The sequence below is a fragment of the Actinotalea sp. genome, from assembly GCF_041597215.1.
Lineage (GTDB): Bacteria > Actinomycetota > Actinomycetes > Actinomycetales > Cellulomonadaceae > Actinotalea.
Window position 1 is genome coordinate 1 of the sequence record NZ_JBFHHB010000004.1, and the last position, 24,219, is coordinate 24,219.

Here is a 24,219-nt window from a genome sequence, read left to right on the forward strand (position 1 = left end):
GCGAAGGCGATCGGACTCGTGCAGGCCGGGGTCGCCAAGACCCGGCTCTCGACCCCCCTCGAGCCGCTCCGGATCGAGACCGTCCCGGCCACGATGGTCGTCGGTGGCGGGGTCGCCGGCCTGCGCGCCGCGATCGGCCTGGCGGACATCGGCATCGCGGTGACGGTCGTGGAGCGCGAGGCCGAGCTCGGTGGTCGGCTCGCCCGGCTCGGTCCGATGTTCCCGCACGACCGCAGCGGACGGGAGCAGATCGCCGAGCTGCTGGCGCAGATCGAGGCCCGCCCGACGATCACCGTGCTCACCAGTGCCGAGCTGGTCGGCAAGACCGGCTCGTTCGGCAACTACACGGCGAAGGTCCGGCTCCGGACGCAGACGACGGAGGAGCTGCGCCAGGTCGAGGTCGGCACCTTCATCATCGCCACCGGCGCGGAGGTCTACACCCCGGAGATCGGCGAGCTCGGGTACGGGATCGACGGCGTGCTGACGATCGCCGAGTTCTCGGCGATGGCCGATGCGGCCGTCGGAGGGCGCCTGACCCACGACGGTCGCCCGGTGCGCTCGATCGCGTACGTCTACTGCGTGGGCAACCGGCAGGCCGAGGGCAACACCTACTGCTCGAAGTTCTGCTGCACGGCAGCGGTCCACGCCTCGCTCAAGGTCGCCCGGCTCGACCCGTCGATCCGGCAGTTCCACCTGCACCGGGACGTGCGGGCGTACGGCAGGTTCGAGCTGCTCTACACCGAGTCGCGCGAGCGGGGCTCGGTGTACATGCGCTTCCCCGACGACCAGCCCCCGGCCGTGGAGCAGATGGCGGACAAGCGGCTCGCGGTGACCCTGGTCGACGCCCTCACCTCGAGCGAGCCGCTCACGGTCCCCGTCGACCTCGTGGTGCTGGTCACCGGGATGGTCCCCGCCCCGAACGCCGAGCTGTCCACGCTGCTGAAGCTGCCGGTCGGCGACGACGGGTTCTACAACGAGATCCATCCCAAGCTCCGGCCGGTGGAGACCGTCGTCGACGGCGTGATGATCGCCGGCGCCTGCCAGGGACCGAAGACGGCAGGCGAGGCGGTCAGCGGAGGCCTTGCTGCCGTCACCCAGAGCGCGGGGATCCTGCTCAAGGGCTTCGCCGAGCTCGACCCGCTCGTGGCGCGGGTCGACGAGGCGGCCTGCACGGGCTGCGACGCCTGCCTGACCTCCTGCCCGTACGACGCGATCGGCAGCTTCGTCTGCGAGACGGGGACGGTCGCGACGGTGAGCGCGGCCAACTGCAAGGGCTGCGGGGGCTGCGTCCCCACCTGTCCGGAGGACGCGATCGACCTGCTCGGCTACACCGACGCCCAGATGCGGGCGGCGATCGAGGGCCTGCGCACGAAGGAGCCGGTGGCATGAGCGTGACGACACATCCCCTGCGGTCCCCGCGGGAGGTCATCCGCGAGGAGATGGCGATGCATCCCGTGATCACGGCGGCGCTGGCGCAGGGCCCGCTGACGGTGCCAGCGCTCGCCGAACGGATCGGGCACCCCGCGGAGGAGGTCGTGTACTGGGTGATGGGCATGCGCCGGTACGGCCACCTGGTCGAGCTGCCGGACGAGGACGACGAGGGCTACTTCCCCTACGCCCTCACGACGAAGGGGGCGTGAGATGACCACCATCGTCGACACCGACCTGCTCGGTGACCTGCAGAAGTTCGGCGCGGCCGACGTCAACGCCTGCTTCAGCTGCGGCAACTGCACGGCCTTGTGCCCGCTGTCCGACAACGACGCGACCTTCCCCCGACGGATGATCCGCTACGCGCAGGTCGGCCTCACCGACGAGCTGCTCGGCTCGAAGGAGCTGTGGACCTGCTACCACTGCGGGCTCTGCTCGGACAGCTGCCCGACGGAGGCCGACCCGGGGGAGTTCATGGCCGCCGCGCGCAGGTACGCCGTCGCGAGCTACGACCCGACAGGTCTCGCCCGGATCCTGTACACCCGCCCCGTCGTCGGGACAGCTCTCGCAGTCGGCATCGCCGCCTTCTTCGCCCTGTTCATGTACGCGGCGAGCGGCCCGCAGGACGGGAGCACCCTGGCGCTCTTCGAGTTCATCTCCGAGGACCTGATCCACTGGACGGGGATCGGTGTGATGATCGCCCTCGTCGTCGCGGGTGCGATCGGGGTCGTCCGGATGGCCAGGCATGTCGCCCGCCGTGACCACGTGAGCCTCCGGTCGGTCATCGGTGGTCGCGCGGCACTGGCCCGCACGGCCCGGGCGGCATGGAGCAGCATCGGCGTCGAGTCGCTCGGTCAGCGGCGCTTCCGCGAGGACTGCAAGGACGACGCCCCGGCGGAACCGCTCTACCGGCGCCGCTGGCTGATCCACGCCCTGACCATCTGGGGATTCCTCGGTCTGTTCGCCGCGACCCTGATGGACTGGGGCCTCGCGCTCCTCGGCATCAAGGAGACCGGCACGGCGATCCCGATCTGGTACCCCTCGCGCCTCCTCGGCACGATCGCCGGGATCAGCCTGGTCTACGGAGTGACGATCTTCATGATCAACCGTGCGCGGAGGCTCACCAGGTCGGCGCAGACCTCCACGGCATCGGACTGGCTCCTGCTCGCACTGCTGTGGATCACGGGGGTCACCGGCTTCGCCATCGAGATCGCCCTGTACCAGTCCGGTGCGCCGGCCTGGGGCTACTGGGTGTTCCTCTTCCACGTGGCGGTCGCGATGGAGCTGATGCTCCTGCTGCCCTTCACCAAGTTCGCTCATGCGATGTACCGGCCGGTGGCGCTCTTCTTCCTCGCGCTGGCGAAGGAGCCGCGGCCGCAGGAGGCCTGAGCGCTCGGCGCGCCCCGTCGCACGACGCCGCCGCTGATCATGGCACGATGATCGCGCCGCACGCCCGGCGCCGTTCCGATCACCGTCGAAGGACATGGCATGCCCCTCACCGACCTCGCTCCCGCCGAGCTCGAGACGTACCGCCCAGAGCTCAGCCCGCCGGCCGACCTCGACCAGCGGTGGGGGCGGACCCTCGCCGAGGCGCGAGAGCATGACCTCGACCTGAGGGTCGTCCCGGTCGACGGTGGGCTCGTGACGGTCGACGCCTTCGACGTGACCTTCTCCGGGTTCGGTGGTGAGCCGGTCCGAGCCTGGTACCTGCGGCCGGCGGGGGTGAGCCGTCCCCTTCCTGCAATCGTCGAGTACCTGGGCTACGGCGGTGGCCGCGGACTGGTGCACGAGCGGCTCTTCTGGCCGTCAGCGGGGTTCGCGTACCTGTGCATGGACACCCGCGGGCAGGGCTCGGCCTGGGGCGGCGGCGGGAGCACCCCCGATCTCGCAGGAGGCTCGGCCGGGGCGGCGGCGCCGAGCCATCCCGGGTTCCTGACCCGCGGGGTGCTCGACTTCGACACGTACTACTACCGGCGCCTGATCACCGATGCCGTGCGCGCGGTCGATGCCGTCCGTGTCCTTCCGGGGGCGGACGCGGACCTCGTGACCGTGACGGGGGTCAGCCAGGGCGGAGCTCTGACGCTCGCCGCCGCGGGTCTTGCCGACGGGCTCGTCGCCGCGATGCCCGACGTCCCGTTCCTGTGCCATGTGCGACGAGCGGTGGACCTCGCGGACAGCGACCCGTACGCGGAGGTCGCGAGGTACCTCGCGGTTCATCGGGGCCACGTCGAGCAGGTCTTCCGGACCCTGTCCTACGTCGACGGTGTGCACCTGGGCGCGCGTGCCCACGTGCCTGCGCTCTTCTCGGTGGGTCTCATGGACCCCATCTGCCCGCCGTCCACGGTGTACGCCGCCTTCCACGCCTATGGCGGCACGGCGGAGATCGAGGTCTACCCCTACAACGGGCACGAGGGCGGGCAGGCGCACCACGAGGCGAGGCAGCTGCACTGGCTCCGGACGGTCCTGGGCCATGCCCAGGACGACTGAGGGCTGCGGTGCTCGGCGGGACGACGAGATCCGTCGCGATCGACGATCCGACCAGCGGATCCCTTCGATGATCGGCAGCTGCGCCGATAGTGTCGGTGAGCCGGCGGAGGAATCGGGGGAGCGCGTGGGTACCGAGGTCGTCGCGGTGGGCGAGTTCGGTGTCTTCGACGTCCTGTCCGACCTGGCCCACGAGTGCTACGTCGAGGGGAACTCGGAGCGGGCGGTGGTGGTCTGCCGTCGGTGGAGGCGGCTCACGGAGGCCGCGGGTGACGAGCTGACCACCCGGTACCTCTGGTACATCGAGGCGATCGGTCACCTCGAGCTCGGTGCCCTGCCTGCTGCCCAGTCGTGCCTCGAGCGACTGCTCGACCTGCTCGACCCCGACGAGACCGTCTGGCCGGCGAAGACCCTCGCCATCCTCGCCGAGGTCCACTACCGGCTCGGCAGGCCGGGACATGCCGTCGCCTCGATCGCCGAGGCGGACTGGAGGGCAGGTCAGGTCACCGGCGTCTCCTACGGGCACACCTCAGCCCGGATGGCCGTGGCCCTCGCCCTGCGGACCGTCGACCTCTACGAGCAGGCCGACCAACGGCTCGCGGAGATCGAGATGGGGCCGGACCCGACCCTCCGGATGCTCGTGGCGGGCGAACGCGCGGTGACCTCCGCGAGCTGGGCGATGGCGCTCCTCGCGATCGGCGACCGGGAGGGTGCCGGCGAGCAGCTGAGCCGGACCGCGAGCCGAGCCCTGCTGGTCGAGGAGCAGGCGCGTGCGGCAGGCAACCCCACCTCGATCGCTCGCGCGCGGGTCCTCGGAGCGTGGGCGAGCGCGGGGCTCGGCGAGCTCGGGCTCGCCAGGATGCGTGCCGAGGAGGCCGCCGGCGGCTTCGAGCACCGTCCGGAGGTCTTCGAGTCCTTCCTGCTCCGCCTGCTCCGTGCCGAGGGCGCCCGTGCGGACGGGGACCTCGACCGTGCGCGTGCCCTGCTGTCCGAGGGTCTCGACCAGGCGGAGTCGACGGGCCGGACGGCGTGGACGATCGCGGCCTCGCAGGAGCTCGCGGCGGTCGAGTCCGACGCCCACGGGCACCATCGGGCCGTGGACCTGTGGCAGGGCATGGCGACGGGCGCGCTACGCCGCGCCTGGATCGAGCGGGAGGGCCGGTTCATGGCGCTCCAGGACCGCCACGCGGTGCGCCGACTGGTCGAGGAGACGGACCGGATGGGAGTGGCGGTGCTCGAGGACCCGCTGACGGGTCTGGGCAACCGACGCATGCTCGTCGAGTCCCTCGACGCCCCGCACGACCTCCAGGTCACGGCGCTCTTCGTCGACCTCGACCAGTTCAAGGAAGTGAACGACGCCTTCTCCCACGAGGTCGGCGACGAGGCCCTCCGCAGGGTCGCGCGCATCATCGACGCACGCTGCCGCGGGACGGACGTGGTCACGCGCTACGGCGGCGACGAGTTCGTCGTGCTCAGCACGCTCACCGGCGAGGCCGCTGTGGCGCTGGCGGAACGACTGAGGGTCGCCGTGGCCGAGGAGGACTGGGAGGCCGTGGCACCAGGGCTCCGGATCACCGTCTCGGTCGGGATCGGCCATGCTGCGGCTCCTCGGCGGGCGCTCGCCTCGGCGGACCGCGCGCTGGCAGAGGCCAAGCGCGGGGGACGGGACCGGGTGGCCGTGGCCGCGGGTCTCGAGGGGTGACCGAGAGGCTGACCGCCGCTCGTGGCGGGGCTCACGCGCCGACCGGCCCGACGGACGACGGGTCTCAGCGCACGATGCCCTGACGGCGCGCCGCCGCCACGGCCGCCGTGCGGGAGGTGACACCGAGCTTCGTGAACACGTGCACGAGGTGGGACTTCACGGTCGCCTCGGAGATCCGCAGCCCTGCGGCGATCTCCCCGTTCGACGAACCGTGCGACACGAGCGTCACGACCTCGATCTCGCGAGCGCTCAGGCTCGCGGCAGGGGACCGCAGCCGGTCCAGGAGTCGTGTGGTGATACCCGGCGCGAGGGCGCTCTCACCGGCGGCCGCGGCGCGTACCGCGGCAAGGAGCTCGACGGGAGGCGCATCCTTGAGCAGGTACCCGCAGGCGCCGGCCTCCACCGCGCCGAGGATGTCCGCGTCCGTGTCGTAGTTCGTCAGGATGAGCACGGGTGGGGGATCGGGCAGGGCGCGGATCGAGCGGGTCGCGTCGACGCCGGTGAGCGTCCCGCCGAACTGCAGGTCCATGAGCACGAGGTCGGGCGCCGTGGTCTCGGCGAGGTGAGTGGCCTCCTGCGGGGTCGACGCCTCGGCGAGGATCCTCAGGTCGGGCTCCTGCTCGAGCAGAGCACGCAGACCCGCCCGCACCACGGGGTGGTCGTCGGCCAGGACGACGGTGATCATCGACCGACCACCGCGGGGGTCTCGACCGACAGGTCGAGAGCGATCGGCAGGTCGACGACGAGCGTCGTCCCCTCGCCGGGAGCGGAGACGACCTCCAGGGCTCCGCCGAGGGCGTCGACCCGCTCCCTGGTGGACCGCAGCCCGAAGGAGTCCTGGCTGCTGGGCCGGGCCTCGGTGGCCTCGACGTCGAATCCGCGACCGTCGTCGCTCACGGTGAGGCGCACCGTCCCGTCGCCGTGCACGACGCTGAGGGTGACGTTGCTCGCCTCCGCGTGCTGGATCGTGTTGGACATCGCGCCCTGGGCGATGCGCAGGATCGCGGTCCCGACGGGCATCGGGAGGCGGAGGGCGTCCGCGACCCGCACCCGCACGGTCAGACCCTCGTGCTTCCACTGGGTGTCCGCGAGCCGGCGCAGGGCCGGCCCGAGTCCGTCCTCGCCCACCAGGGTGGGCGTCCTCTCCCGGATGAAGCGGCGCGTCTCGTCCAGGTTCGCCGCGGCCGTCCGGCGGGCGAGCTGGACGTGCTGCACCCCGGGGCCGGCCGGATCGGCTCGCTCTGCGGCGTGCAGGAGCAGCTGGATGCTCGCGAGCCCTTGGGCGACGGTGTCGTGGAGCTCGCGGGCCAGGGCGGCCCGCTCGGACAGTGCCCCTGCCGCACGCTCGGTCGCCGCGAGCCGTTCCTGCGTGGCCAGGAGCCGGACCACGAGGGCCTCGCGCTCCTCGACCTCGCGGGCCAGCGCCTGGTAGGCCCGGCCGAGCAGGACGACCACGCCCGCGCCGATCACCGGACCCACGACCCCCGCGACCCGCCATCCCTCGTGCGCGCCGAGGGCGAGGACCGCGGCACCGGTCGCGGCCAGGACGGCGAGGGTGCCCCGATGGCCGGGGAGGAGGTGCACGTACAGGAACGAGGTCGGGAAGACCAGGTAGGCGGCCTCCGGGCGCAGCCACACGAGGCACACGAGCACGACGGTCAGGAACGCCAGCCCGATCCGACCCCGCCGGAGGTCGCCGGGCCCGGCCGGCCCGCCCCGAGGGGCCGTCACCCCGATCGCCAGGGCGACCAGGGCCGTCAGCGCGAGGATCGGTGCGGTCAGCGGGTCCCGGTCCAGGAGCGTGCGGGCGACGACGACGGTGATCAACGCGACGACGAGCACCACGAGTCCCGCGCGCAGGCCCACGAAGACGGGCCGGAGGGTGGTGGTCGTCATGGCGGCCGAGCCTACGCGGGCCTCGTCAGGAACCCATCCATCGAAAGTTCGACCATGACATGCGCCGTCCGACCCGGCAGGAGCCGTCCTCGTGGTGATGTGCCGCGCGCGCCGCCCGGCGAGGCTGGGCACCGGAGGATCGACCACGGCTGAGGGAGGAGGACCGGGTGTTCGTCGCCTGGCGGGACCTGCGCTTCGCACGGGGCCGATTCGTGCTCATCGGCTCCGTCGTCGCGCTCATCACCTTGCTCGTCGGGTTCCTGGCGGGACTGACCGGCGGGCTTGCCGCGCAGAACGTGTCGGCCGTGCTGGCGCTTCCGGCGGACCGGATCGTCTTCTCCCCGGGCCCGGAGGCGAGCTTCTCGGACTCGACCGTGACGGCGGAGCAGATCGCCACCTGGGCCGGTGCCGCCGGGGTCGACGAGGCATGGCCGCTCGGGCTGACCCAGGTGCGCGCCGAGCACGGGGCCGCCGGGGCGGCCGTGGCAGTCCTGGGCGCTCCGGCCGGTCTCGACCTGCTCACCCCGGGCGCGGACGGCACCATGAGCCTGTCGGACGACGCGGCGCAGGAGCTCGGTGCCGTCGTGGGCGACACGGTCACCCTGGTCGGCAGCCCGTACACGGTCACGGCCGTCGGCGGGGAGGGGTGGTACGCGCACACGCCGGTGGTCCAGGTGACCCTCGCGGACTGGCAGCGCATGTCGACCGCGATGGGCTCGCCCGGGCAGGTCGCCACCGTGATCGCCGTGACGGGGTCACCGGACTGGGCCCTCGTGGACCGGTCGGCCGGGACGCTCGCGGAGCCGCGGCTGACGGCCCTGCTGGCCGTGGAGGCCTTCCGATCGGAGATCGGGTCGTTGCTGCTCATGGTCGCGTTGCTCTTCGGCATCTCCGCGCTCGTCGTCGGTGCCTTCTTCACCGTGTGGACCATGCAGCGCGCGGGTGACGTCGCAGTCCTCAAGGCGTTGGGTGCCTCCACCCGGTCCTTGGTGACCGACGCGCTCGGTCAGTCGCTCGTCGTCCTGCTCGCGGGTGTCGGCACCGGAACGGCCGTGGCGATCGGGTCAGGGCTGCTGGCGGGAACGGCACTCCCGTTCCTCTTCCACCCGCTGACCACGGTGGCACCGGCGGTGCTGATGATCGTCGTCGGTCTCGCCGGTGCCGCGTTCGCGCTCCGTTCCGTCACCGTCGCCGATCCGTTGACCGCCCTGGGGAGCCACCGATGATGCAGCTCGACGCCGCGACGCTGACCTACCCCGACGGGGACTCCCGACTGGTCGCCGTCGACGCGGTCTCCCTCACGGCCCGCCCAGGGACGGTCACGGCGCTCACCGGTCCGAGCGGCTCGGGCAAGTCGAGCCTGCTCGCCCTCGCGGCCACGCTCATCCGACCCGACTCGGGGCGTGTCCTCGTCGACGGGGAGGACGCCGCCGGTCTGTCCCCGGCCGACGCCGCCGAGCTCAGGCGCGAGAAGATCGGCGTGGTCTTCCAGCAGGCGAACCTGCTCCCGTCGCTGACGGCTCACGAACAGCTGACGGTGATGAACGAGCTCGGCACTCGCGGTGCCCGCGCGCGCAGGCCGGCCGTGGCCCGGCGCGCCGACGAGCTGCTCTCGGCGGTGGGCCTCGACGCGCGCCGCGACAAGCGGCCGCACGAGCTGTCCGGGGGAGAGCGGCAGCGGGTCAACATCGCCAGGGCGCTGATGAACGCGCCGACCGTCCTGCTGGTCGACGAGCCGACCAGCGCGCTGGATCAGGAGAGGGGAGCGGCCGTCATCGACCTGGTGGTCCGCCTGACCGAGGAGCGCGACACGGCAACCCTCCTGGTCACGCACGACCTGGTGCACCTGCCGCGGGTGCACGGATCGGTCCGCATGGTCGACGGCGCGCTCGTCGGGAGCTGAGCCGCTCGCCTCAGGCGACCATCCGCCAGGCGACGAGACCGAAGAGCACGCCGAGGCTGTTCGTCGCCCAGTGCATCCCCGCGCTGGCCAGCACGCTCCCGCTGCGGCGACGGAGCTCACCGGCGACGATCCCGCCGCCGGCGGTGAACACGACGATCGCCGCGATGACGATCACCTGCGCCGCAGATCCCGTCCCGCCCACGAGGTCGCCGATCCCGGCGTTGGCCGTGGCGATGTTGAGCGAGGGCAGGATGTGCCAGAGCCCGAACAGGGCGGAGGAGATCAGCAGCACGCGCATCGTCGTGGCATGCCGTGCGAGCATCCCCCAGAGCACGGAGCGGAAGGCGATCTCCTCGAAGACGACGGTGCCGAGGGGGATCACCACGAAGGCGGTCAGGAGCGCGCCGCTCACCCCGAGGTGGTACCTGGCGTCGAGGAAGGCCGGCCGGGTCAGCGGAAGGAGCACGCCTGCCAGGTAGACCAGGGCGACGAGAGCGGCGGCGCCGAAGCCCCACCGGGCCCCCGACCGGAGCCGATCACGGTGCAGGCCGAGCTGCGCCCAGGTCAGGCCGCTCCAGCGCGCGAAGGCGAGGAGGACGAGCGCGGCCACCGGGCCGAGCCATGTGGCGTCGCTCCACACGTGCCTCGCGAGGTTGACCGACGCCATCGCCGCCAGGACGGCGCCTGTCGCGAGCAGGGCGGAACGGGCAGGGATGGTCCTCGGCATCTCCGGGGCTGCGATCGTCATCCGTGGGTGGTCCGGCTCTCGTGAGGGGGCATCAGGAGAGTCTGCCATCGGAGCGCTCTGCCGTCCCGGGAAGGATGTGACGGTCCCGTGCAGGTCATGGAACGGTCACCCCGCGGCCGGCGTCGGTCCGGTCGCCGCGTGGGTGAGGCGGGCGACGGCGATCCGGGCGTCGCTCGGGTCGCGCTCCTGGGTGTCCAGGGCGCGGTGGATCTGAAGGCCCTCGATGAGGGCGTCGAGCAGCCGTGCGGTCTCCGGGTCGAAGTGCCGTTCCAGGCCACGCCGCGAGCGCGCCATCCAGCCGTGCGTGAGGTCGCGGAAGGACGGCTCGCGCGCTGCGAGGGTGTAGAGCTCGTGGGACAGCACCGTCTCGCGCGGGTCGGCGGCGTCCAGGATGGTCCGCACCACCGCCTCGCGTGCCTCGTCGGCGGATCCCGCCTGCGCCATCCGTTCCTCGAACCGGTCGCTGACGGACGTCGTGAACCGTTCGAAGGCCTCGTGCAGCAGCTCGTCCATCCCGCTGAAGTGGTAGGTCATCGAGCCCAGCGGGACGTCGGCGGCCGCGGCGATCGTGCGGTGGGAGGCACCGGCCACGCCCTGCTCGGCGATCACGCGCAGGCAGGAGTCGATGATCCGGTCCCGGCGCTCGGGGTCGAACCGGCGCACCCGTCCGGAGGTCACGGGGTGATCTCCCGCAGGACCCGGGCGGGGTTGCCCACGGCCACGACATCCGGCGGGAGGTCCCGGGTGACCACCGACCCCGCGCCGACCACCGTGTTGTCCCCGATCGTCACGCCAGGGCAGACGATGACGCCCCCACCCAGCCACACGTTGTCGCCCAGGACGATCGGCAGGGCGGCCTCGTACTTCTCCCGGCGCAGTCGCGGGTCGATCGGGTGCGTGGGGGTGAGCAGCTGCACGTTCGGGCCGATCTGGCAGTCCTCGCCGATCGTGATCGCCGCGACGTCGAGCGCGGTGAGGTGGTAGTTGACGAAGGTGCGGGCCCCGATCCGGATGTTCTCCCCGTAGTCCACGAGGATCGGCGCCCTGACCACGGCGCCGTCGCCGAGGTGGCCGAGCAGCTCGCTGAGGACCTCCCGCGCCTCGTCCTCGTCGCCGGACACGCTGGCGCGGTGGTGGGCGTCGGCGAGCCGTACGGCCCGCCGGGCGAGCATCGCGAGCTCCGGGTCGTCCGCGAGGTACAGCTCTCCCGCGAGCATCCGTTCGCGCTGGGTCCTGGGCTCGGGAGCGGCGTCGTCGGTCATGCGTACGAGCGTACACTGCACTGTGTACACTCGTACGCATGCCCACCCCCTCGGCCTCGGCGGTGCCGCGCTCCGACCGGCGCGCCCGGGTCGCTGTCGCGGTCCTGTTCTTCACCAACGGCGCGCTCTTCGCGAACCTCGTCCCGCGGTACCCGGAGATCAAGGCAGATCTCGGACTGAGCAACGCGCTCTACGGTCTCTCGGTCGCGGCGTTCCCGACCGGGGCGATCGTCGCGGGGCTCGGTGCGAGCGCGCTGATCCGCAGGTTCGGCTCGGCGCGCGTGGCCGTGGGCGGGACCTGGTGCGCAGCGGTCGCGCTGCTCGTGGCCGCGATCCTCCCGTCGGCGCCCGGGTTCGCAGCGGCGCTCCTGGTGGCCGGCGCGATGGACGCGATCACCGACGTGGCGCAGAACGCGCACGGGCTGCGGGTCCAGCGCCGGTACCGCCGGTCGATCCTCAACTCCTTCCACGCGGTCTGGTCCGTCGGAGCGGTGACGGGTGGAGCCATGGCGGCCGGTGCGATCGCGCTGGACCTCCCGCGCGGGACCCACCTCGCGATCTCCACCGTGGTGCTCTCGCTCGTCGCCCTCGCCGCGTCGCGCTTCTGCCTGCCGGGTGCGGAGACCGATCAGACCGCTCCCGGTCACCGCGGCACCGACGGCCACGCGCCCGGTCGACGGATCCGGGTCGGGGCGTCGACGATCGTCCTGATCGGAGCGCTCGTGCTCATCGCGAGCGCCGGGTCGGTCGTCGAGGACGCGGGAAGCTCCTGGGCGACGCTCTACCTGTCCGACTCCCTCGGCGCCGCGGCCGCCGTGGCGTCCTTCGGCTTCATCGCCGTGGTCGGCGCCCAGTTCGTCGGTCGCCTCCTGGGGGACCGGCTCGTCGACCGCTTCGGCCAGCGCGCCGTCGCCCGGGCGGGCGGTGTGCTCGTCGCGGTCGGGATGGGCTCGGCGCTGGCCGTCCCCACGATCCCCGGCACGATGGTGGGCCTCGCGGCGGCCGGTCTCGGCATCGCGACGCTGGTCCCCGCCGCGATGCACGCGGCCGACGAGATCCCCGGCCTGCGGCCAGGGACGGGGCTCACGGTGCTGTCGTGGCTCATGCGGCTCGGCTTCCTGCTGTCCCCGCCCGTCGTCGGCGCGATCGCCGACGCGACGAGCCTGCGTGCCGGACTTCTCGTCGTGCCGGTCGCGGGGCTCGCTGTCGTGCTCCTGGCCGGGGTGCTCGCCGGGCGCGCCCGGCCGTCCGTCTCGTCGCCCGCGGCCGCCGCGACCCTGACGTGACGGAAGGACGGATCGCCTCACGTCGTGCCTCTCGGGTGCCCTCGGGCTGCCCGCCTCTTCCGTAGCGGTAGACTCGTCGCCGGTCCAACGGAAGGCATCATGAGTCTCAGCCACCACCAGATCGGCGAGGTGGCGGAGCGCACCGGTCTGTCGCTGCGCACGATCCGCTACTACGAGGAGGTCGGGCTCGTCACGCCGGCGACCCGATCACAGGGCGGGTTCCGGCTGTACGGCGAGGTCGACGTCGCCCGGCTCGAGCTCGTCAAGCGGATGAAGCCGCTCGACTTCAGCCTCGAGGAGATGCGTGACCTCCTCACCGCCCTCGACGCGCTCGAGTCCGACACGACCGCTCCGGCGGACCGCGAGGAGCTGCTGAAGCGGGTGGACATGTTCCGGGCCGCGGCCGAGGAGCGGTGCGGGAGCCTGCGGGCCCAGCTCGAGTCCGCGGAGGGCTTCGCGCAGAGCCTGCGCCGGGAGATCCGGCGGCAGAAGCGCGCGACGGTCCAGCCCCGATGAGCGCCCCGACGCAGACCGGGGTCGTCGCGCAGAGCGCCCGTCGGCGCAGCATCGCGGTGATCTCCCATCCCGATGCGGGCAAGTCCACCCTCACGGAGGCCTTGGCGCTGCACGCCCACGTGATCAGCGAGGCCGGCGCCGTGCACGGCAAGCACGGGCGTGCAGGGGTGGTCTCGGACTGGCTGGAGATGGAGCAGAAGCGCGGGATCTCGATCACCTCCGCAGCGCTCCAGTTCGCCTTCGAGGACGTCGTCATCAACCTTCTCGACACCCCCGGTCACGCCGACTTCTCCGAGGACACCTTCCGGGTGCTGACCGCCGTGGACGCAGCGGTGATGCTCCTGGACGCGGCCAAGGGCCTCGAGCCGCAGACCCTCAAGCTCTTCGAGGTGTGCCGACGCCGCGGTGTCCCGGTCATCACCTTCGTCAACAAGTGGGACCGGCCGGGACGCGAGGCGCTGGCCCTGTGCGACGAGCTCGAGGAACGGATCAACCTCCGGGCCACGCCGGTGACCTGGCCGATCGGCGAGGCCGGCCACTTCCGTGGCCTGGTGGACGCCCGCACGCAGGCCGTGACGCTCTACGCGAAGGCCCCGGGAGGTGCGTCGCTCGCGCAGGAGGAGCACCTCGGGCTCCCCGCCGCGCGGGCGTCTCTCGGTGCACCGGTCGACGAGGCCCTCGACTCCCTCGCCCTGCTCGAGCCGCTCGACGTCGAGTCCTTCCGCGCCGGTGCCACGACCCCCCTGCTCTTCGGCGCCGCGCTGTCGAACATCGGGGTGCGCCAGCTCCTGGACGTCATCGCCGAGCTCGCGCCGCCACCGTCCGCCCGGATCGGCACGGACGGGAACGAGCGCCCGGTCGACGCGCCGTTCAGCGGCTTCGTCTTCAAGATGCAGGCGGGCATGGACGCCCATCATCGCGATCACCTCGCCTTCGTCCGGGTCTGCTCGGGGGAGTTCGAGCGGGGCATGATCGTGACCCACGCGAACTCCGGCCGGCCCTTCGCCACGAAGTACGCCCTGTCGGTCTTCGGCCGGGAGCGGGAGGTCATCGAGACCGCGTACCCCGGTGACATCGTCGGTCTGGTCAACGCCAACAAGCTGGCCGTCGGCGACACGCTCTACGCCGCTCCCGGTCCCGCCGTGACCTTCCCTCCGATGCCCGTCTTCGCGCCGGAGCACTTCCTCACGGCGCGCGTCGCCGACCCCGGACGTTCCAAGCAGTTCCGCAGGGGGATCGCTCAGCTGGAGCAGGAGGGCGTCGTCCAGGTGCTCATCTCCGAGGCCCGCGGTGACGGTGCGCCCATCCTCGCCGCGGTCGGCCCGCTGCAGTTCGAGGTCGCGGCCTTCCGCATGGAGCACGAGTTCAAGGCGCCGATGCGCACCGAGCACCTGGAGTACACCCTCGCCCGGCTCGCGAGCGACGTCGACGCCCGGCTTCTCGCCGGGCGCCAGGGGGTCGAGCTCGCGCGACGAACCGACGGCGCCCTGCTGGCCCTGGTCCGGGATGCCTGGCGGCTGAGGTCGCTGCAACGGGAGAACCCGGACCTCGTGCTCGCACCCCCACCGGCCGGACTCCCGTGACCCTGCCCCTCCCGACGGGAGCCACCACATCCACCTGACCTCACCTGGCGCCCTCCGGCGCACCGCGCTGTCCCCGTCCGGCTTCTACGGCTGGCACGTCGTCGTCTACTCCAGCATCGCGCTGGCGGCCACCGGTCCCGGCCAGACCGTCGGGGTCTCGCTGTTCATCGACCCGCTCATCCGCGATCTGGGCCTGACCCGGTCCTCCGTCTCCGCCGCCTACCTGATCGGGACCCTCGGCGGGGCCGTGGCGCTGCCGTGGATCGGCCGTGCCCTCGACCGCTTCGGCGTGCGCCGGACCATGGCCGCTGTGGGTGCTGTCTTCGGAGCCGTGCTGATCGCGCTGTCCTTCGTCACCGGTCTGGTCGGGCTGACCATCGGCTTCGTCGGCCTCCGGATGGCCGGCCAGGGAGCGCTGAGCCTGACGGCCAGCACGGCGGTGGCCCTGTGGTTCCACCGGCGCCGAGGGATGGCCGCCGGTCTGGTCAGCGCGTTCGGTGCCGTCGGGATCTCGCTGACCCCGCTGGCACTCGAACCGCTCCTGGCCGACCTCGGCTGGCGCGCGGTCTGGCGGGTCGAGGGCATCGTCATCTGGCTCCTCGTCATCCCGCTGGCGCTCCTGGCCATGCGGGACCGGCCCGCCGATCTCGGGCAACGGCCCGACGGTCCGGTGGCGATCGCCGAGCGCGCGCAGGTGCCGAGCCGTCCGGAAGGGGTCAGTCGCGCCGAGGCCCTGCTGCACCCGTACTTCTGGTTGATCTGCACGGCGGTCGCCCTGACCGGGATGCTCACCACGGCCGTGGCCTTCCACCAGATCAGCCTGCTCACCGCTCGCGGCCTGAGCCCGGCGCAGGCCGCGGCGAACTTCCTGCCGCAGACCATCGCCGGGCTGATCGCCACTCTGGCGGCCGGGTTCCTGATGGACCGGTTCGCGGGCCGGTGGATGATCGTCTCCTCGATGGCGATCCTCAGCCTCGGGCTCTGGTGGGGGACGACCGTCAGCCCCGGGGTCTCGGCTCTCGCCTTCGGCGCGATGCTCGGAGCGGCCGGGAGCGTGATCCGCGCCGTCGAGACGGCTGCGCTTCCCCGGTACTTCGGTACTCTGCACATCGGCTCGATCCGGGGCCTGGTCGCCTCGATCAGTGTTGCGGGTACCGCATGCGGTCCGGTGCTGTTCGCCGCCGTGTTCGACCGTGCAGGCTCGTACTCGCCTGCTCTCCTCGCCTGTGCCGTCGCACCCCTGCTCGTGATCGTCTGGGCTCTGGTGGCGAAGGAGCCCGCCCTGGGCCGGATCGACCGCCGGCCACGCACCGTCCCGGACCTCGCCCGCAGCGACCCGGCCGCCCCGTCCTCGTGAACGACCCCGCAGTACCCACATCGTCACTCAGCAGGGGTGCACCCGCCCCCTCGTCCCGGAGGCCCCACATGCCCACAGCACAGCTCCAGACCCTGTCCACCCCGCCCCCGCTGAAGCACGGCGCGATGCGCATCACGCCGATGGGTGGGCTCGGTGAGATCGGCCGCAACATGACGGTCTTCGAGCACGCCGGGAAGCTGCTCGTCGTGGACTGCGGGGTGCTGTTCCCCGAGGACCACCAGCCGGGGATCGACGTGATCCTCCCGGACTTCTCGCCGTTGCTCGACCGGCTCGCGGACATCGTCGCGATCATGCTCACCCACGGGCACGAGGACCACATCGGAGGTGTGCCGTACCTGCTCAAGGAGCGCGCCGACATCCCCGTCATCGGCTCGCAGCTCACCTTGGCGTTCATCGAGGCGAAGCTCAAGGAGCACCGCATCCGGCCCACGACGGTGACCGTCGCAGCGGGGGACAGCTACCAGGCTGGGCCGTTCGACATGGAGTTCGCGGCGGTCAACCACTCGATCCCCGACGGGCTCGCCGTGGCCATCCGCACCGCCGCCGGGCTGGTGGTGGGCACGGGTGACTTCAAGATGGACCAGTTCCCGCTGGACGACCGGATCACCGACCTGCGCGCCTTCGCCCGCTGGGGCGAGGAAGGGGTCGACCTGTTCATGGTCGACTCGACCAACGCGGAGGTCCCCGGGTTCACGACCTCCGAGCGCGACCTCGCGCCCGCGATCGACCAGGTCTTCGCCACCGCGCCGCGGCGCATCATCGTCTCGAGCTTCGCGAGCCATGTGCACCGCATCCAGCAGGTCCTCGACGCCGCGCACACGCACGGCCGCAAGGTGGCCTTCGTCGGGCGGTCGATGGTGCGCAACATGGGGATCGCGCGCGACCTGGGCTACCTGACGATCCCGCGTGGGCTCGTCGTCGACTTCAAGAAGCTCGGGAACCTGCCCGACGAGAAGGTCACGCTGATCTGCACCGGTTCCCAGGGTGAGCCGATGGCGGCGCTGTCGCGGATGGCCAACGGCGACCACCAGATCCGGCTCTCCGAGGGCGACACGGTGCTGCTGGCCAGCTCCCTCATCCCGGGAAACGAGGGCGCGATCTACGGGATCATCAACAAGCTCACCGACCTGGGCGCCCGCGTCGTGCACAAGGGCAACGCCAAGGTGCACGTCTCGGGGCACGCCAGCGCCGGCGAGCTCGCCTACTGCTACAACATCATGCGTCCGCGCAACGTCCTGCCCATCCATGGCGAGTCGAAGCATCTGCACGCCAACGCCGCGATCGCCGTCCGCACCGGTATCGACCCCGAGAACGTGATCGTGGCGCGCGACGGCGTCACCATCGACCTGATCGACGGCCGGGCGAGCATCAGCGGCAAGGTCCCCGCGGCGATGATCTACGTCGACGGCCAGACGGTGGGTCGCGCGACGGAGGACACGCTCAAGGAGCGTCAGGCCCTGCGCGAGGGAGGGGTCGTGACCGTCCTCGCACTCGTCGAGGCGGGGACGACGACGCTCGCCGAGCCCCTGGAGTTCCTCACCCGTGGTTTCGTCCACGACGACCACACCTTCGACGGCGCGGTCGCCGAGGTGGACAGGGCGCTGGCGCGGATCGCCGACCAGAAGGTCGACATCGACATGCTCGAGGAGACGATCGCCGGAGCCGTCGGGCGGTACGTCGAGCGGACCTACCGGCGCACGCCGGTCGTCATCGCGATCGTCGTCGACGCCTGAGCTGTGCCTGCGGCGGGCCGTCCGGGACGGGCGGCCCGCTCAGGCCGCGGGGTACCAGGTGACCGGACCGACGATCTGCACCCCGACGACGTCGCCGGCGGGGACCTCTCCCTGGGTCCTGCACAGGACCGGCAGGTCGACCTCGCCCGGGCAGCGCACCTCGAGCCGGATGCTCGCGTCGTGCCCGTAGAACGAGGTCTCCACGACACGGGCCGTGAGCCCCTGGCCCTCGGGCACGAGGTGGACCTGCTCGGGTCGGAGCACGGCCGTCCCGACCCCGTCGCGGGCCGGTTCGGTGAGGGGCAGGTGGCCGAGCGGCGTCCAGACGACTCCGTCGCGGACCGTCGCGGGGATCACGACGGCCTCTCCGACGAAGCGCGCGACGTCCACGTCGCGGGGGAAGCGGTAGACCTCCTGCGGGGTCCCCGACTGGACGACGACGCCGTCGCGCATGACGGCGACCACGTCCGCGGTGGACAACGCCTCCTCCTGGTCATGGGTCACGAGCAGAGCCGTGGCACCGGCGGCTCGCAGTGCAGCCCTCACGTCGGTCCGCACGCTCGCGCGCAGCGCCGCGTCGAGGGCGGAGAAGGGCTCGTCGAGCAGGACGACGTGCGGCTGGGGCCCGAGCGCCCGAGCGAGCGCCACCCGCTGCTGCTGCCCGCCGGACAGCTCCGCCGGCATCCGCTGGTCGAAGCCGCGGAGCCCGACGAGCTCGAGCAGCTCGGTGGCGCGGGTGCCGCGGCGTGCCTCGCGGCCGCGCAGTCCGAAGGCCACGTTCTGGGCGACGGTCAGGTGCGGGAAGAGCGCGCCCTCCTGGGGCACGACGGCGACCCGGCGCTTCTCCGGTGGCAGGTGCAGCCCCGGAGCGGTCACCCGGGTGTCGCCCAGGGTCACGGTGCCGGCGTCGGCGCGCTCGAATCCTGCGACGACGCGCAACAGGGTCGTCTTCCCGCAGCCGGACGGGCCGAGGACGGCAGCGAACGCGCCCGACGGCACCTCGAGGTCGACGCCGCGCAGCACCGGCTGCCCGTCGAAGGACTTGGTGATCCCGCGTACCTCGAGTCGGCTCATCGGCCGGCTCCTTCCGTGGTCTCGGTCAGGACGGGGGCGTCGGCGGCGGCCGCGACGCGATGGGTGCGGGTGAGCAGGAAGGTGGGGACGGCGGCGAGCAGGACGAGAGCTGCGGCATAGGGCGCCGCGGCAGCGTACGCACCCGATCCCGTCTCGGTCCACAGGCGGGTCGCGAGGGTGTCCATCCCGGTGGGCCGCAGCAGCAGGGTCGCGGGGAGCTCCTTCATCGCCGTCAGCAGGACGAGGGCCGCACCGGTCGCGATCCCGGGGCCGGCCAGGGGGAGCGTCACGCGGCGCAGCACGGCCGACGGGCCGAGGCCGAGCGACCGGGAGACCTCCTCCAGTCGCCGCGGGCTCTGCGCGACCGATGCGCGCACGGCCCCGACGGCGGCCGGGAGGAAGAGGACGGCATAGCCCAGCACGAGCAGCGGGACCTCCTGGTAGATCGGCCGAGCGAACCGCACGCCGAGGAAGACGAGCGAGAGGGCGACGACGACTCCCGGCAGCGCGTGGCCGGCGTAGGTCGCGTGCTCGAGCAGGCGGGTCGATCGACCGCGGTACCGCGCCGCGAGGATGCCGACAGGGACGGCGAGAGCGGTGGTGACGAGCGCGCCGAGGAGCGAGACGCCCACCGTCGAGCGCGCTGCCTCGACGAGGCGACCCAGGTCGAGAGCAGCCGAGCTGCCACGGGCGAGCCAGTAGCCGAGCGTCGCGACCGGGAACGCGAGCGCGACCCCTGCGACGCCGACGCAGGCGGCGACGGCGAGCGGGGCCATGGCACCGAGGGCCACGGTCGGGGGACGGCGCGCGACCCCGGAGCCGATCCGCGCCTGGCTCGCCCGGCCGCGGCTGCGGGACTCGCCGACGGTGATCGCGACGGTGAGCACCACGAGCACGATCGACAGGACGGCGGCCGGCGTGCGGTCGAAGCTCGACCGGTACGAGGCGTGGATCACCCGGGTGAGCACGTCGTAGCGCAGCAGGGAGGGCGCACCGAAGTCCGACAGGACGTAGAGCGAGACGAGCAGGGCCCCGGCCGCAGCGGCCGGCCGCAGCTGGGGCAGGGTCACCGACCGGAAGGTGGCCCCGGCGCCGCGGCCGAGCGACCGGGAGACCTCCTCGAGGCTCGGGTCGGCACGGCGCAGGGCCGCGACCACCGGCAGGTAGACGTAGGGGTACGTGCAGGCGGTGAGCACGAGGAACGTGCCCCAGAACCCGGCGATCCCCGGGACGGCCGAGATCCAGGCGTAGGCGGCGACATAGCTCGGCATGGCCAGGGGGAGGGCCGCCAGGACGCCGAAGGTCCGTCGGCCCGGCAGGTCGGTCCTCGTCGTGAGCCAGGCGAGGCCGACCCCGACGACGAGGCACGCGGCGGTGACCGCCGCGGCGAGACCGAGGCTGCGCAGCACGAGGCGAGCGGTGCGCTCGCGCAGCAGGACCTCGAGCGCCGCGCCGAGTCCCCCCTCGGTCGCCCGGACCGCCAGGTAGACCAGCGGGAGCAGGGCGACGGCAGCCGCCACGACGGCAGGCACGACGAGCGCGACAGGGGGACGCTCCGACGAGCGCCTCGTTCGCGAGGTCGTCATGCCTGCCGTCCTGGTCGTGCTCAGGTCAATCCCACCTCGTCGAGCAGCGCGAGCGTCGCGTCGAGCGAGTCGAGCTCGTTGAGGTCGATCTGGTCGGTGCCGAGCTCGGCGAGCGGCTCGAGGTCGAAGACCGTGCTGCGCACCCCGTCGACGACCGGGTACTCCGCGGTCTCGTCGGCGAAGTACTGCTGGATCTCCGTCGACAGCAGGAACCTGATCGCCTCGTTCGCGGCGCGGGAGTTGTCGGTGCCCGCGAGGACACCCGCACCGGCGACGTTCACCAGCGCACCCGGGTCGTCACTGCTCAGGTAGTGGATCCGGGCCTGGACGGAGTCCTCGCCGAGCTCGGCCACCTTCTGGAACCAGTAGTAGTGGTTGATCAGACCGACCGCGACCTGCCCTCCGTCGACGGCGTCGAGGACGGCGTTGTTGCCCTCGAACGCCTGGGGCTGCTGCGCGGAGAAGTCCTCGAGCCATGCCCGCGCCTCGTCCTCGCCGCGCTCGACCCGCAGGGCCGTGACGAAGGCGTGGAAGCTCGCGTTGCTCGGGGCGTAGCCGATCGTGCCGACGAACTCGGGCTCGAGGATCTGGTCGATCCCGGTGATCTCCTCGATCTGGGGCACCTGGGCCGGGTCGAAGGCCAGGACGCGGACCCGGCCGGAGGTGGCGACCCACCGGCCCTCGCCGTCGCGGTAGTCCTCGGGGACGAGGGCCGTGACGTCCTCGTCGAGAGTGGCGAGCATCTCGGCCTTGGCCAGGGCGCCGAGTGCACCGGCGTCCTGGGAGAAGAAGAGGTCGGCCTCGGTGGCGTCGCCTTCCTCGAGGAGCTGGGCGGCGAGCTCGCTCGACGAGGCGTAGCGCACCTCGACGGGCATCCCGACGGCCTCTTCGAGGCGGTCGAGCACGGGGGCGACGAGGTTCTCGTTGCGCCCGGAGTAGATCACCAGCGTGTCGCCGGAGTCGTCAGGGCCCGCACCGTCGACGGTCGACGAGGTCTGGCTGCCGCAGGCGGCGAGCGAGGCGGCGAGGCCGAGGGCGAGGGCAGGGGCGATCAGACGCGCGGAAGGCACGGACGGTCTCCAGGGGTCAGGGGGATGGATCGGGATGATCCTACAGGTTAGGAGAGCCTAACCAAACTTCGGTGCAAGCCGCTCCGGGTCGCGGCGGTCCCGGAGCGGGCGCGGGGGTGCTTCCGGGACTCGCCGGCGACCGAATGCGCCACACGGTTGCCCGGACGGTGGTTGACTGGGCTGTCCCGTCAACGTGCCACGCTCGTCTCGAGCGCCGGCCGGCGGGCGGCGCAGGAGAGCTGACTGCGCGGTGACCGGCGCCTGGATCCTGCGCCCTGGCGGGATCGTCTGCGAGACGCGGCGCGGGCTGCATCGCCCTCTCGGTCTCGCGTGGCCGAGGCATGTCGCCCTGCGCAGCAGGCGCGGAGCGGATTCGTCGACGGAGGAGATGTGGCACGACAAGGCCGAGCCCGGTCCGGTGGCGCACGTCCGGCCCCCGGCAGCGCCACCCAGCGTCGCCGCGCCCCGCGACCTGCCGAGCGGGGGCTCGTGCCGGTCCTCGCCTCGATCGCTCGCGAGGTCGATCGCGCCGTGCAGCGGCCGCCGACCCGCCAGGCGATCCGCACGAAGTTCCAGGTCGTGGCGCTGCTGGTGCGCAAGGAACGGGCTCGCGTGCTGGCCGAGACCGGACTGAGCGAGCGCCGCCGCGGCGAACAGCTCACCCGGCTCGACGCGGTGGCGACCATGCTGGCGAGGACGGCCGCCCGGGACACCTCCCTGCTCGCCCTGCTCGCCGAGGACGCCCGGGTCTCCGACGCCGCGCGAGCCTTCATGGCAGCGACCATGCGGTCCGCCGGGCTGGCGCCGTCGGAGGAGCCCGAGCCGGCCGAGCCCGCCGCGCCGCCCGCCCCCGTGCCGGGAGCCGAGAAGCAGGTGGTGCCGCGGTCGGTGATCTCGCGCCAGCTCGCGAACCCGTTCCTGGCCCCGGACTTCGAGGCCGCAGCCGCGCGGACGGCGACGCGCGCGCGGCGGCTGGCCGGCTGGGAGCTGCTCGAGCCGCTCTTCCGGTCCTTCGAGTACGGCGCCACCGGCGCCCCTGCCTGCATGGACCTGCCCGAGCCGGCCCCGGTGCCCCTCCCGCCGGGCCTGGAGCTGATGCCGCACCAGGCCCGGGTGGTCGCAGCCACGGCTCGCGGTCATCGGACCTTCCTGCTCGCCGACGAACCGGGCCTCGGCAAGACGGCCCAGGCGCTGCTCGCCGCCAGGGCCGCCGACGCCTATCCGCTCCTGGTCGTGGTGCCCAACGTCGTGAAGCCGAGCTGGGCGCACGAGGCACGGGTGTGGACGCCCGACCGCACTCCTACCGTCGTCCACGGCGACGGCGACCGGGTGGACGGGTTCGCGGACATCGTCATCGTCAACTACGAGCTGCTGGACCGGCACGTCGGCTGGCTCGGGCACCTCGGCTTCCGCGGGATGATCGTCGACGAGGCGCACTTCATCAAGAACAAGGCGTCGCATCGCTCCCAGCACGTGCTCGCGCTCTCCGAACAGATCCGCGCCCGTACCGCCCGTCCGCTCCTCATGGCGCTCACCGGAACTCCGTTGATCAACGACATCGAGGACTTCCGCGCCATCTGGCAGTTCCTCGGCTGGATCGACGAGACGATGCCGCTCGGGTCCTTGATGGCCGCCCTCGAGGAGACCGGGCTCACCCCTGCCGACCCCGGGTTCTACTCCGCCGCGCGGAACTCCGTGATCGACATGGGCATCGTGCGTCGCCGCAAGGTCGACGTGGCCGCCGACATCCCGGCGCGGCGGGTCGCGGACCTGCCGGTCGAGCTCGAGGGTGCTGTCGGCCGCTCGATCCGCGAGGCCGAGGCCGAGCTCGCCCGCACCCTGGTCCGGCGCTACCGGGCTGCCGTCGAGCAGCGGGACGACGCCGCGCTCGTCGACGGGATCGACCACGCGCTCGCGCGCCGGGTGGCGGCAGGGGCGCTCAAGGACTCGGGATCGCAGGGCGGGGGAGAGAACGTCTTCACCATGGTCCGGCGGATCGGCCAGGCCAAGGCAGGACTCGCGGCCGACTACGCCGCACAGCTGGCCCGCAACGTCGGCAAGGTGGTCTTCTTCGCCAAGCATGTCGACGTCATGGACCATGCCGAGCACGCCTTCGCCCAGCGCGGGATCCGGTACGCCTCGATCCGGGGCGACCAGACCCCGAAGGCCCGTGCGAAGAACATCGCCGCCTTCGTGAACGACCCCGAGGTGTCGATCGTGGTGTGCTCCCTGACGGCCGCAGGAGTCGGGCTGAACCTCCAGGTCGCCTCCAACCTCGTGCTGGCAGAGCTCTCCTGGACCTACGCCGAGCAGACCCAGGCGATCGACCGGATCCACCGGATCGGTCAGGCCGAGCCCGTGACGGCTTGGCGGGTGATCGCCGCGCAGACGATCGACGCCAGGATCGCCGAGCTGATCGACAGCAAGTCAGGGCTGGCCGCCCGGGCCCTGGACGGGGCCCAGGACGAGGACCTCCCGGCCTCGACGGACGTGCAGCTCGAGGCCCTCATCGGCCTGCTCACCGACGCGCTCGCCGCCGAGGGCGCTGCCTGAGCCGGCGCCGCTCCGGC

General features: G+C 72.5%; 21 protein-coding genes. 13 read left to right on the forward strand and 8 right to left on the reverse strand.

Annotation, left to right across the window (positions count from 1 at the left end):
- The 5 genes from ABWK99_RS00830 to ABWK99_RS00850 all read left to right on the forward strand — a co-directional run.
- The coding region (locus tag ABWK99_RS00830) for a CoB--CoM heterodisulfide reductase iron-sulfur subunit A family protein (protein ID WP_372592789.1) at positions 1 to 1,389 on the forward strand (1,389 nt) is incomplete at its 5' end.
- On the forward strand, positions 1,386 to 1,640 hold the full coding sequence (locus ABWK99_RS00835; RefSeq protein WP_372592790.1) for a hypothetical protein: 255 nt from the start codon (positions 1,386 to 1,388) through the stop codon (positions 1,638 to 1,640). The genes ABWK99_RS00830 and ABWK99_RS00835, both read left to right, overlap by 4 nt.
- Position 1,641: 1 nt before the next feature.
- Positions 1,642 to 2,817, forward strand: a complete 1,176-nt coding sequence (locus ABWK99_RS00840) for a 4Fe-4S dicluster domain-containing protein (RefSeq protein ID WP_372592791.1) — start codon at positions 1,642 to 1,644, stop codon at positions 2,815 to 2,817.
- Positions 2,818 to 2,916: 99 nt separating this feature from the next.
- Positions 2,917 to 3,915 (forward strand): acetylxylan esterase, encoded by a 999-nt coding sequence (locus tag ABWK99_RS00845; protein ID WP_372592792.1) that lies wholly within the window; start codon positions 2,917 to 2,919, stop codon positions 3,913 to 3,915.
- Between the two features lie 67 nt (positions 3,916 to 3,982).
- The gene (locus tag ABWK99_RS00850; RefSeq protein ID WP_372592793.1) at positions 3,983 to 5,614 is read left to right on the forward strand and encodes a diguanylate cyclase; all 1,632 of its coding nucleotides are present in this window, start codon (positions 3,983 to 3,985) and stop codon (positions 5,612 to 5,614) included.
- A 64-nt stretch (positions 5,615 to 5,678) separates the two neighbouring features.
- Here the strand turns inward: ABWK99_RS00850 and ABWK99_RS00855 are convergent, their stop codons facing one another.
- The gene (locus tag ABWK99_RS00855) at positions 5,679 to 6,299 is read right to left on the reverse strand and encodes a response regulator (RefSeq protein WP_372592794.1); all 621 of its coding nucleotides are present in this window, start codon (positions 6,297 to 6,299) and stop codon (positions 5,679 to 5,681) included.
- Positions 6,296 to 7,510: a sensor histidine kinase gene (locus tag ABWK99_RS00860; RefSeq protein ID WP_372592795.1), complete on the reverse strand. Its 1,215-nt coding sequence runs from the start codon at positions 7,508 to 7,510 to the stop codon at positions 6,296 to 6,298. Before ABWK99_RS00860 ends, ABWK99_RS00855 begins: the two co-directional genes overlap by 4 nt.
- A gap of 167 nt (positions 7,511 to 7,677) precedes the next feature.
- Between ABWK99_RS00860 and ABWK99_RS00865 the strand changes: the two genes are divergently transcribed.
- Entirely contained in the window at positions 7,678 to 8,736 is a 1,059-nt protein-coding gene (locus tag ABWK99_RS00865; protein ID WP_372592796.1) for an ABC transporter permease, read from the forward strand.
- Positions 8,733 to 9,413, forward strand: coding sequence for an ABC transporter ATP-binding protein (locus ABWK99_RS00870; RefSeq protein WP_372592797.1), 681 nt, complete (start codon positions 8,733 to 8,735; stop codon positions 9,411 to 9,413). The genes ABWK99_RS00865 and ABWK99_RS00870 overlap by 4 nt, the downstream gene beginning before the upstream one ends.
- A gap of 10 nt (positions 9,414 to 9,423) precedes the next feature.
- Here the strand turns inward: ABWK99_RS00870 and ABWK99_RS00875 are convergent, their stop codons facing one another.
- The 3 genes from ABWK99_RS00875 to ABWK99_RS00885 form a co-directional block, all read right to left on the reverse strand.
- Entirely contained in the window at positions 9,424 to 10,161 is a 738-nt protein-coding gene (locus ABWK99_RS00875) for a lysostaphin resistance A-like protein (protein ID WP_372592798.1), read from the reverse strand.
- 105 nt (positions 10,162 to 10,266) lie between these two features.
- Positions 10,267 to 10,839, reverse strand: a complete 573-nt coding sequence (locus ABWK99_RS00880; RefSeq protein WP_372592799.1) for a TetR/AcrR family transcriptional regulator — start codon at positions 10,837 to 10,839, stop codon at positions 10,267 to 10,269.
- The gene (locus tag ABWK99_RS00885; RefSeq protein WP_372592800.1) at positions 10,836 to 11,423 is read right to left on the reverse strand and encodes a sugar O-acetyltransferase; all 588 of its coding nucleotides are present in this window, start codon (positions 11,421 to 11,423) and stop codon (positions 10,836 to 10,838) included. Before ABWK99_RS00885 ends, ABWK99_RS00880 begins: the two co-directional genes overlap by 4 nt.
- A 38-nt stretch (positions 11,424 to 11,461) precedes the next feature.
- On the opposite strand from ABWK99_RS00885, the gene ABWK99_RS00890 reads away from it, so the two are divergent.
- The 5 genes from ABWK99_RS00890 (at position 11,462) to ABWK99_RS00910 (ending at position 17,919) form a co-directional block, all read left to right on the forward strand.
- Positions 11,462 to 12,709 carry an MFS transporter gene (locus ABWK99_RS00890; RefSeq protein WP_372592801.1) on the forward strand — a complete coding sequence of 416 codons (1,248 nt, stop codon included), beginning with the start codon at positions 11,462 to 11,464 and terminating at the stop codon, positions 12,707 to 12,709.
- Positions 12,710 to 12,808: 99 nt separating this feature from the next.
- A complete protein-coding gene (locus ABWK99_RS00895) occupies positions 12,809 to 13,225 on the forward strand; it encodes a MerR family transcriptional regulator (protein WP_372592802.1) in 417 nt (138 codons plus the stop codon).
- Positions 13,222 to 14,808 (forward strand): peptide chain release factor 3, encoded by a 1,587-nt coding sequence (locus ABWK99_RS00900; RefSeq protein WP_372592803.1) that lies wholly within the window; start codon positions 13,222 to 13,224, stop codon positions 14,806 to 14,808. The genes ABWK99_RS00895 and ABWK99_RS00900 overlap by 4 nt, the downstream gene beginning before the upstream one ends.
- Before the next feature lie 166 nt (positions 14,809 to 14,974).
- Positions 14,975 to 16,165, forward strand: coding sequence for an MFS transporter (locus tag ABWK99_RS00905; RefSeq protein WP_372592825.1), 1,191 nt, complete (start codon positions 14,975 to 14,977; stop codon positions 16,163 to 16,165).
- Between the two features lie 68 nt (positions 16,166 to 16,233).
- Complete coding sequence (locus ABWK99_RS00910; protein WP_372592804.1) at positions 16,234 to 17,919, forward strand: ribonuclease J; 1,686 nt, start codon at positions 16,234 to 16,236, stop codon at positions 17,917 to 17,919.
- 39 nt (positions 17,920 to 17,958) lie between these two features.
- On the opposite strand, the gene ABWK99_RS00915 is transcribed toward ABWK99_RS00910, so the two are convergent.
- Genes ABWK99_RS00915 through ABWK99_RS00925 form a run of 3 tightly spaced genes read right to left on the reverse strand, consistent with a single transcriptional unit; the run spans position 17,959 to position 21,649 of the window.
- Complete coding sequence (locus ABWK99_RS00915) at positions 17,959 to 18,993, reverse strand: ABC transporter ATP-binding protein (protein ID WP_372592805.1); 1,035 nt, start codon at positions 18,991 to 18,993, stop codon at positions 17,959 to 17,961.
- On the reverse strand, positions 18,990 to 20,579 hold the full coding sequence (locus ABWK99_RS00920) for an ABC transporter permease (protein ID WP_372592806.1): 1,590 nt from the start codon (positions 20,577 to 20,579) through the stop codon (positions 18,990 to 18,992). Before ABWK99_RS00920 ends, ABWK99_RS00915 begins: the two co-directional genes overlap by 4 nt.
- A gap of 20 nt (positions 20,580 to 20,599) precedes the next feature.
- Entirely contained in the window at positions 20,600 to 21,649 is a 1,050-nt protein-coding gene (locus ABWK99_RS00925) for an extracellular solute-binding protein (RefSeq protein WP_372592807.1), read from the reverse strand.
- 390 nt (positions 21,650 to 22,039) lie between these two features.
- Between ABWK99_RS00925 and ABWK99_RS00930 the strand changes: the two genes are divergently transcribed.
- Positions 22,040 to 24,202 (forward strand): DEAD/DEAH box helicase, encoded by a 2,163-nt coding sequence (locus ABWK99_RS00930; protein ID WP_372592808.1) that lies wholly within the window; start codon positions 22,040 to 22,042, stop codon positions 24,200 to 24,202.
- Positions 24,203 to 24,219 lie beyond the last annotated feature (17 nt).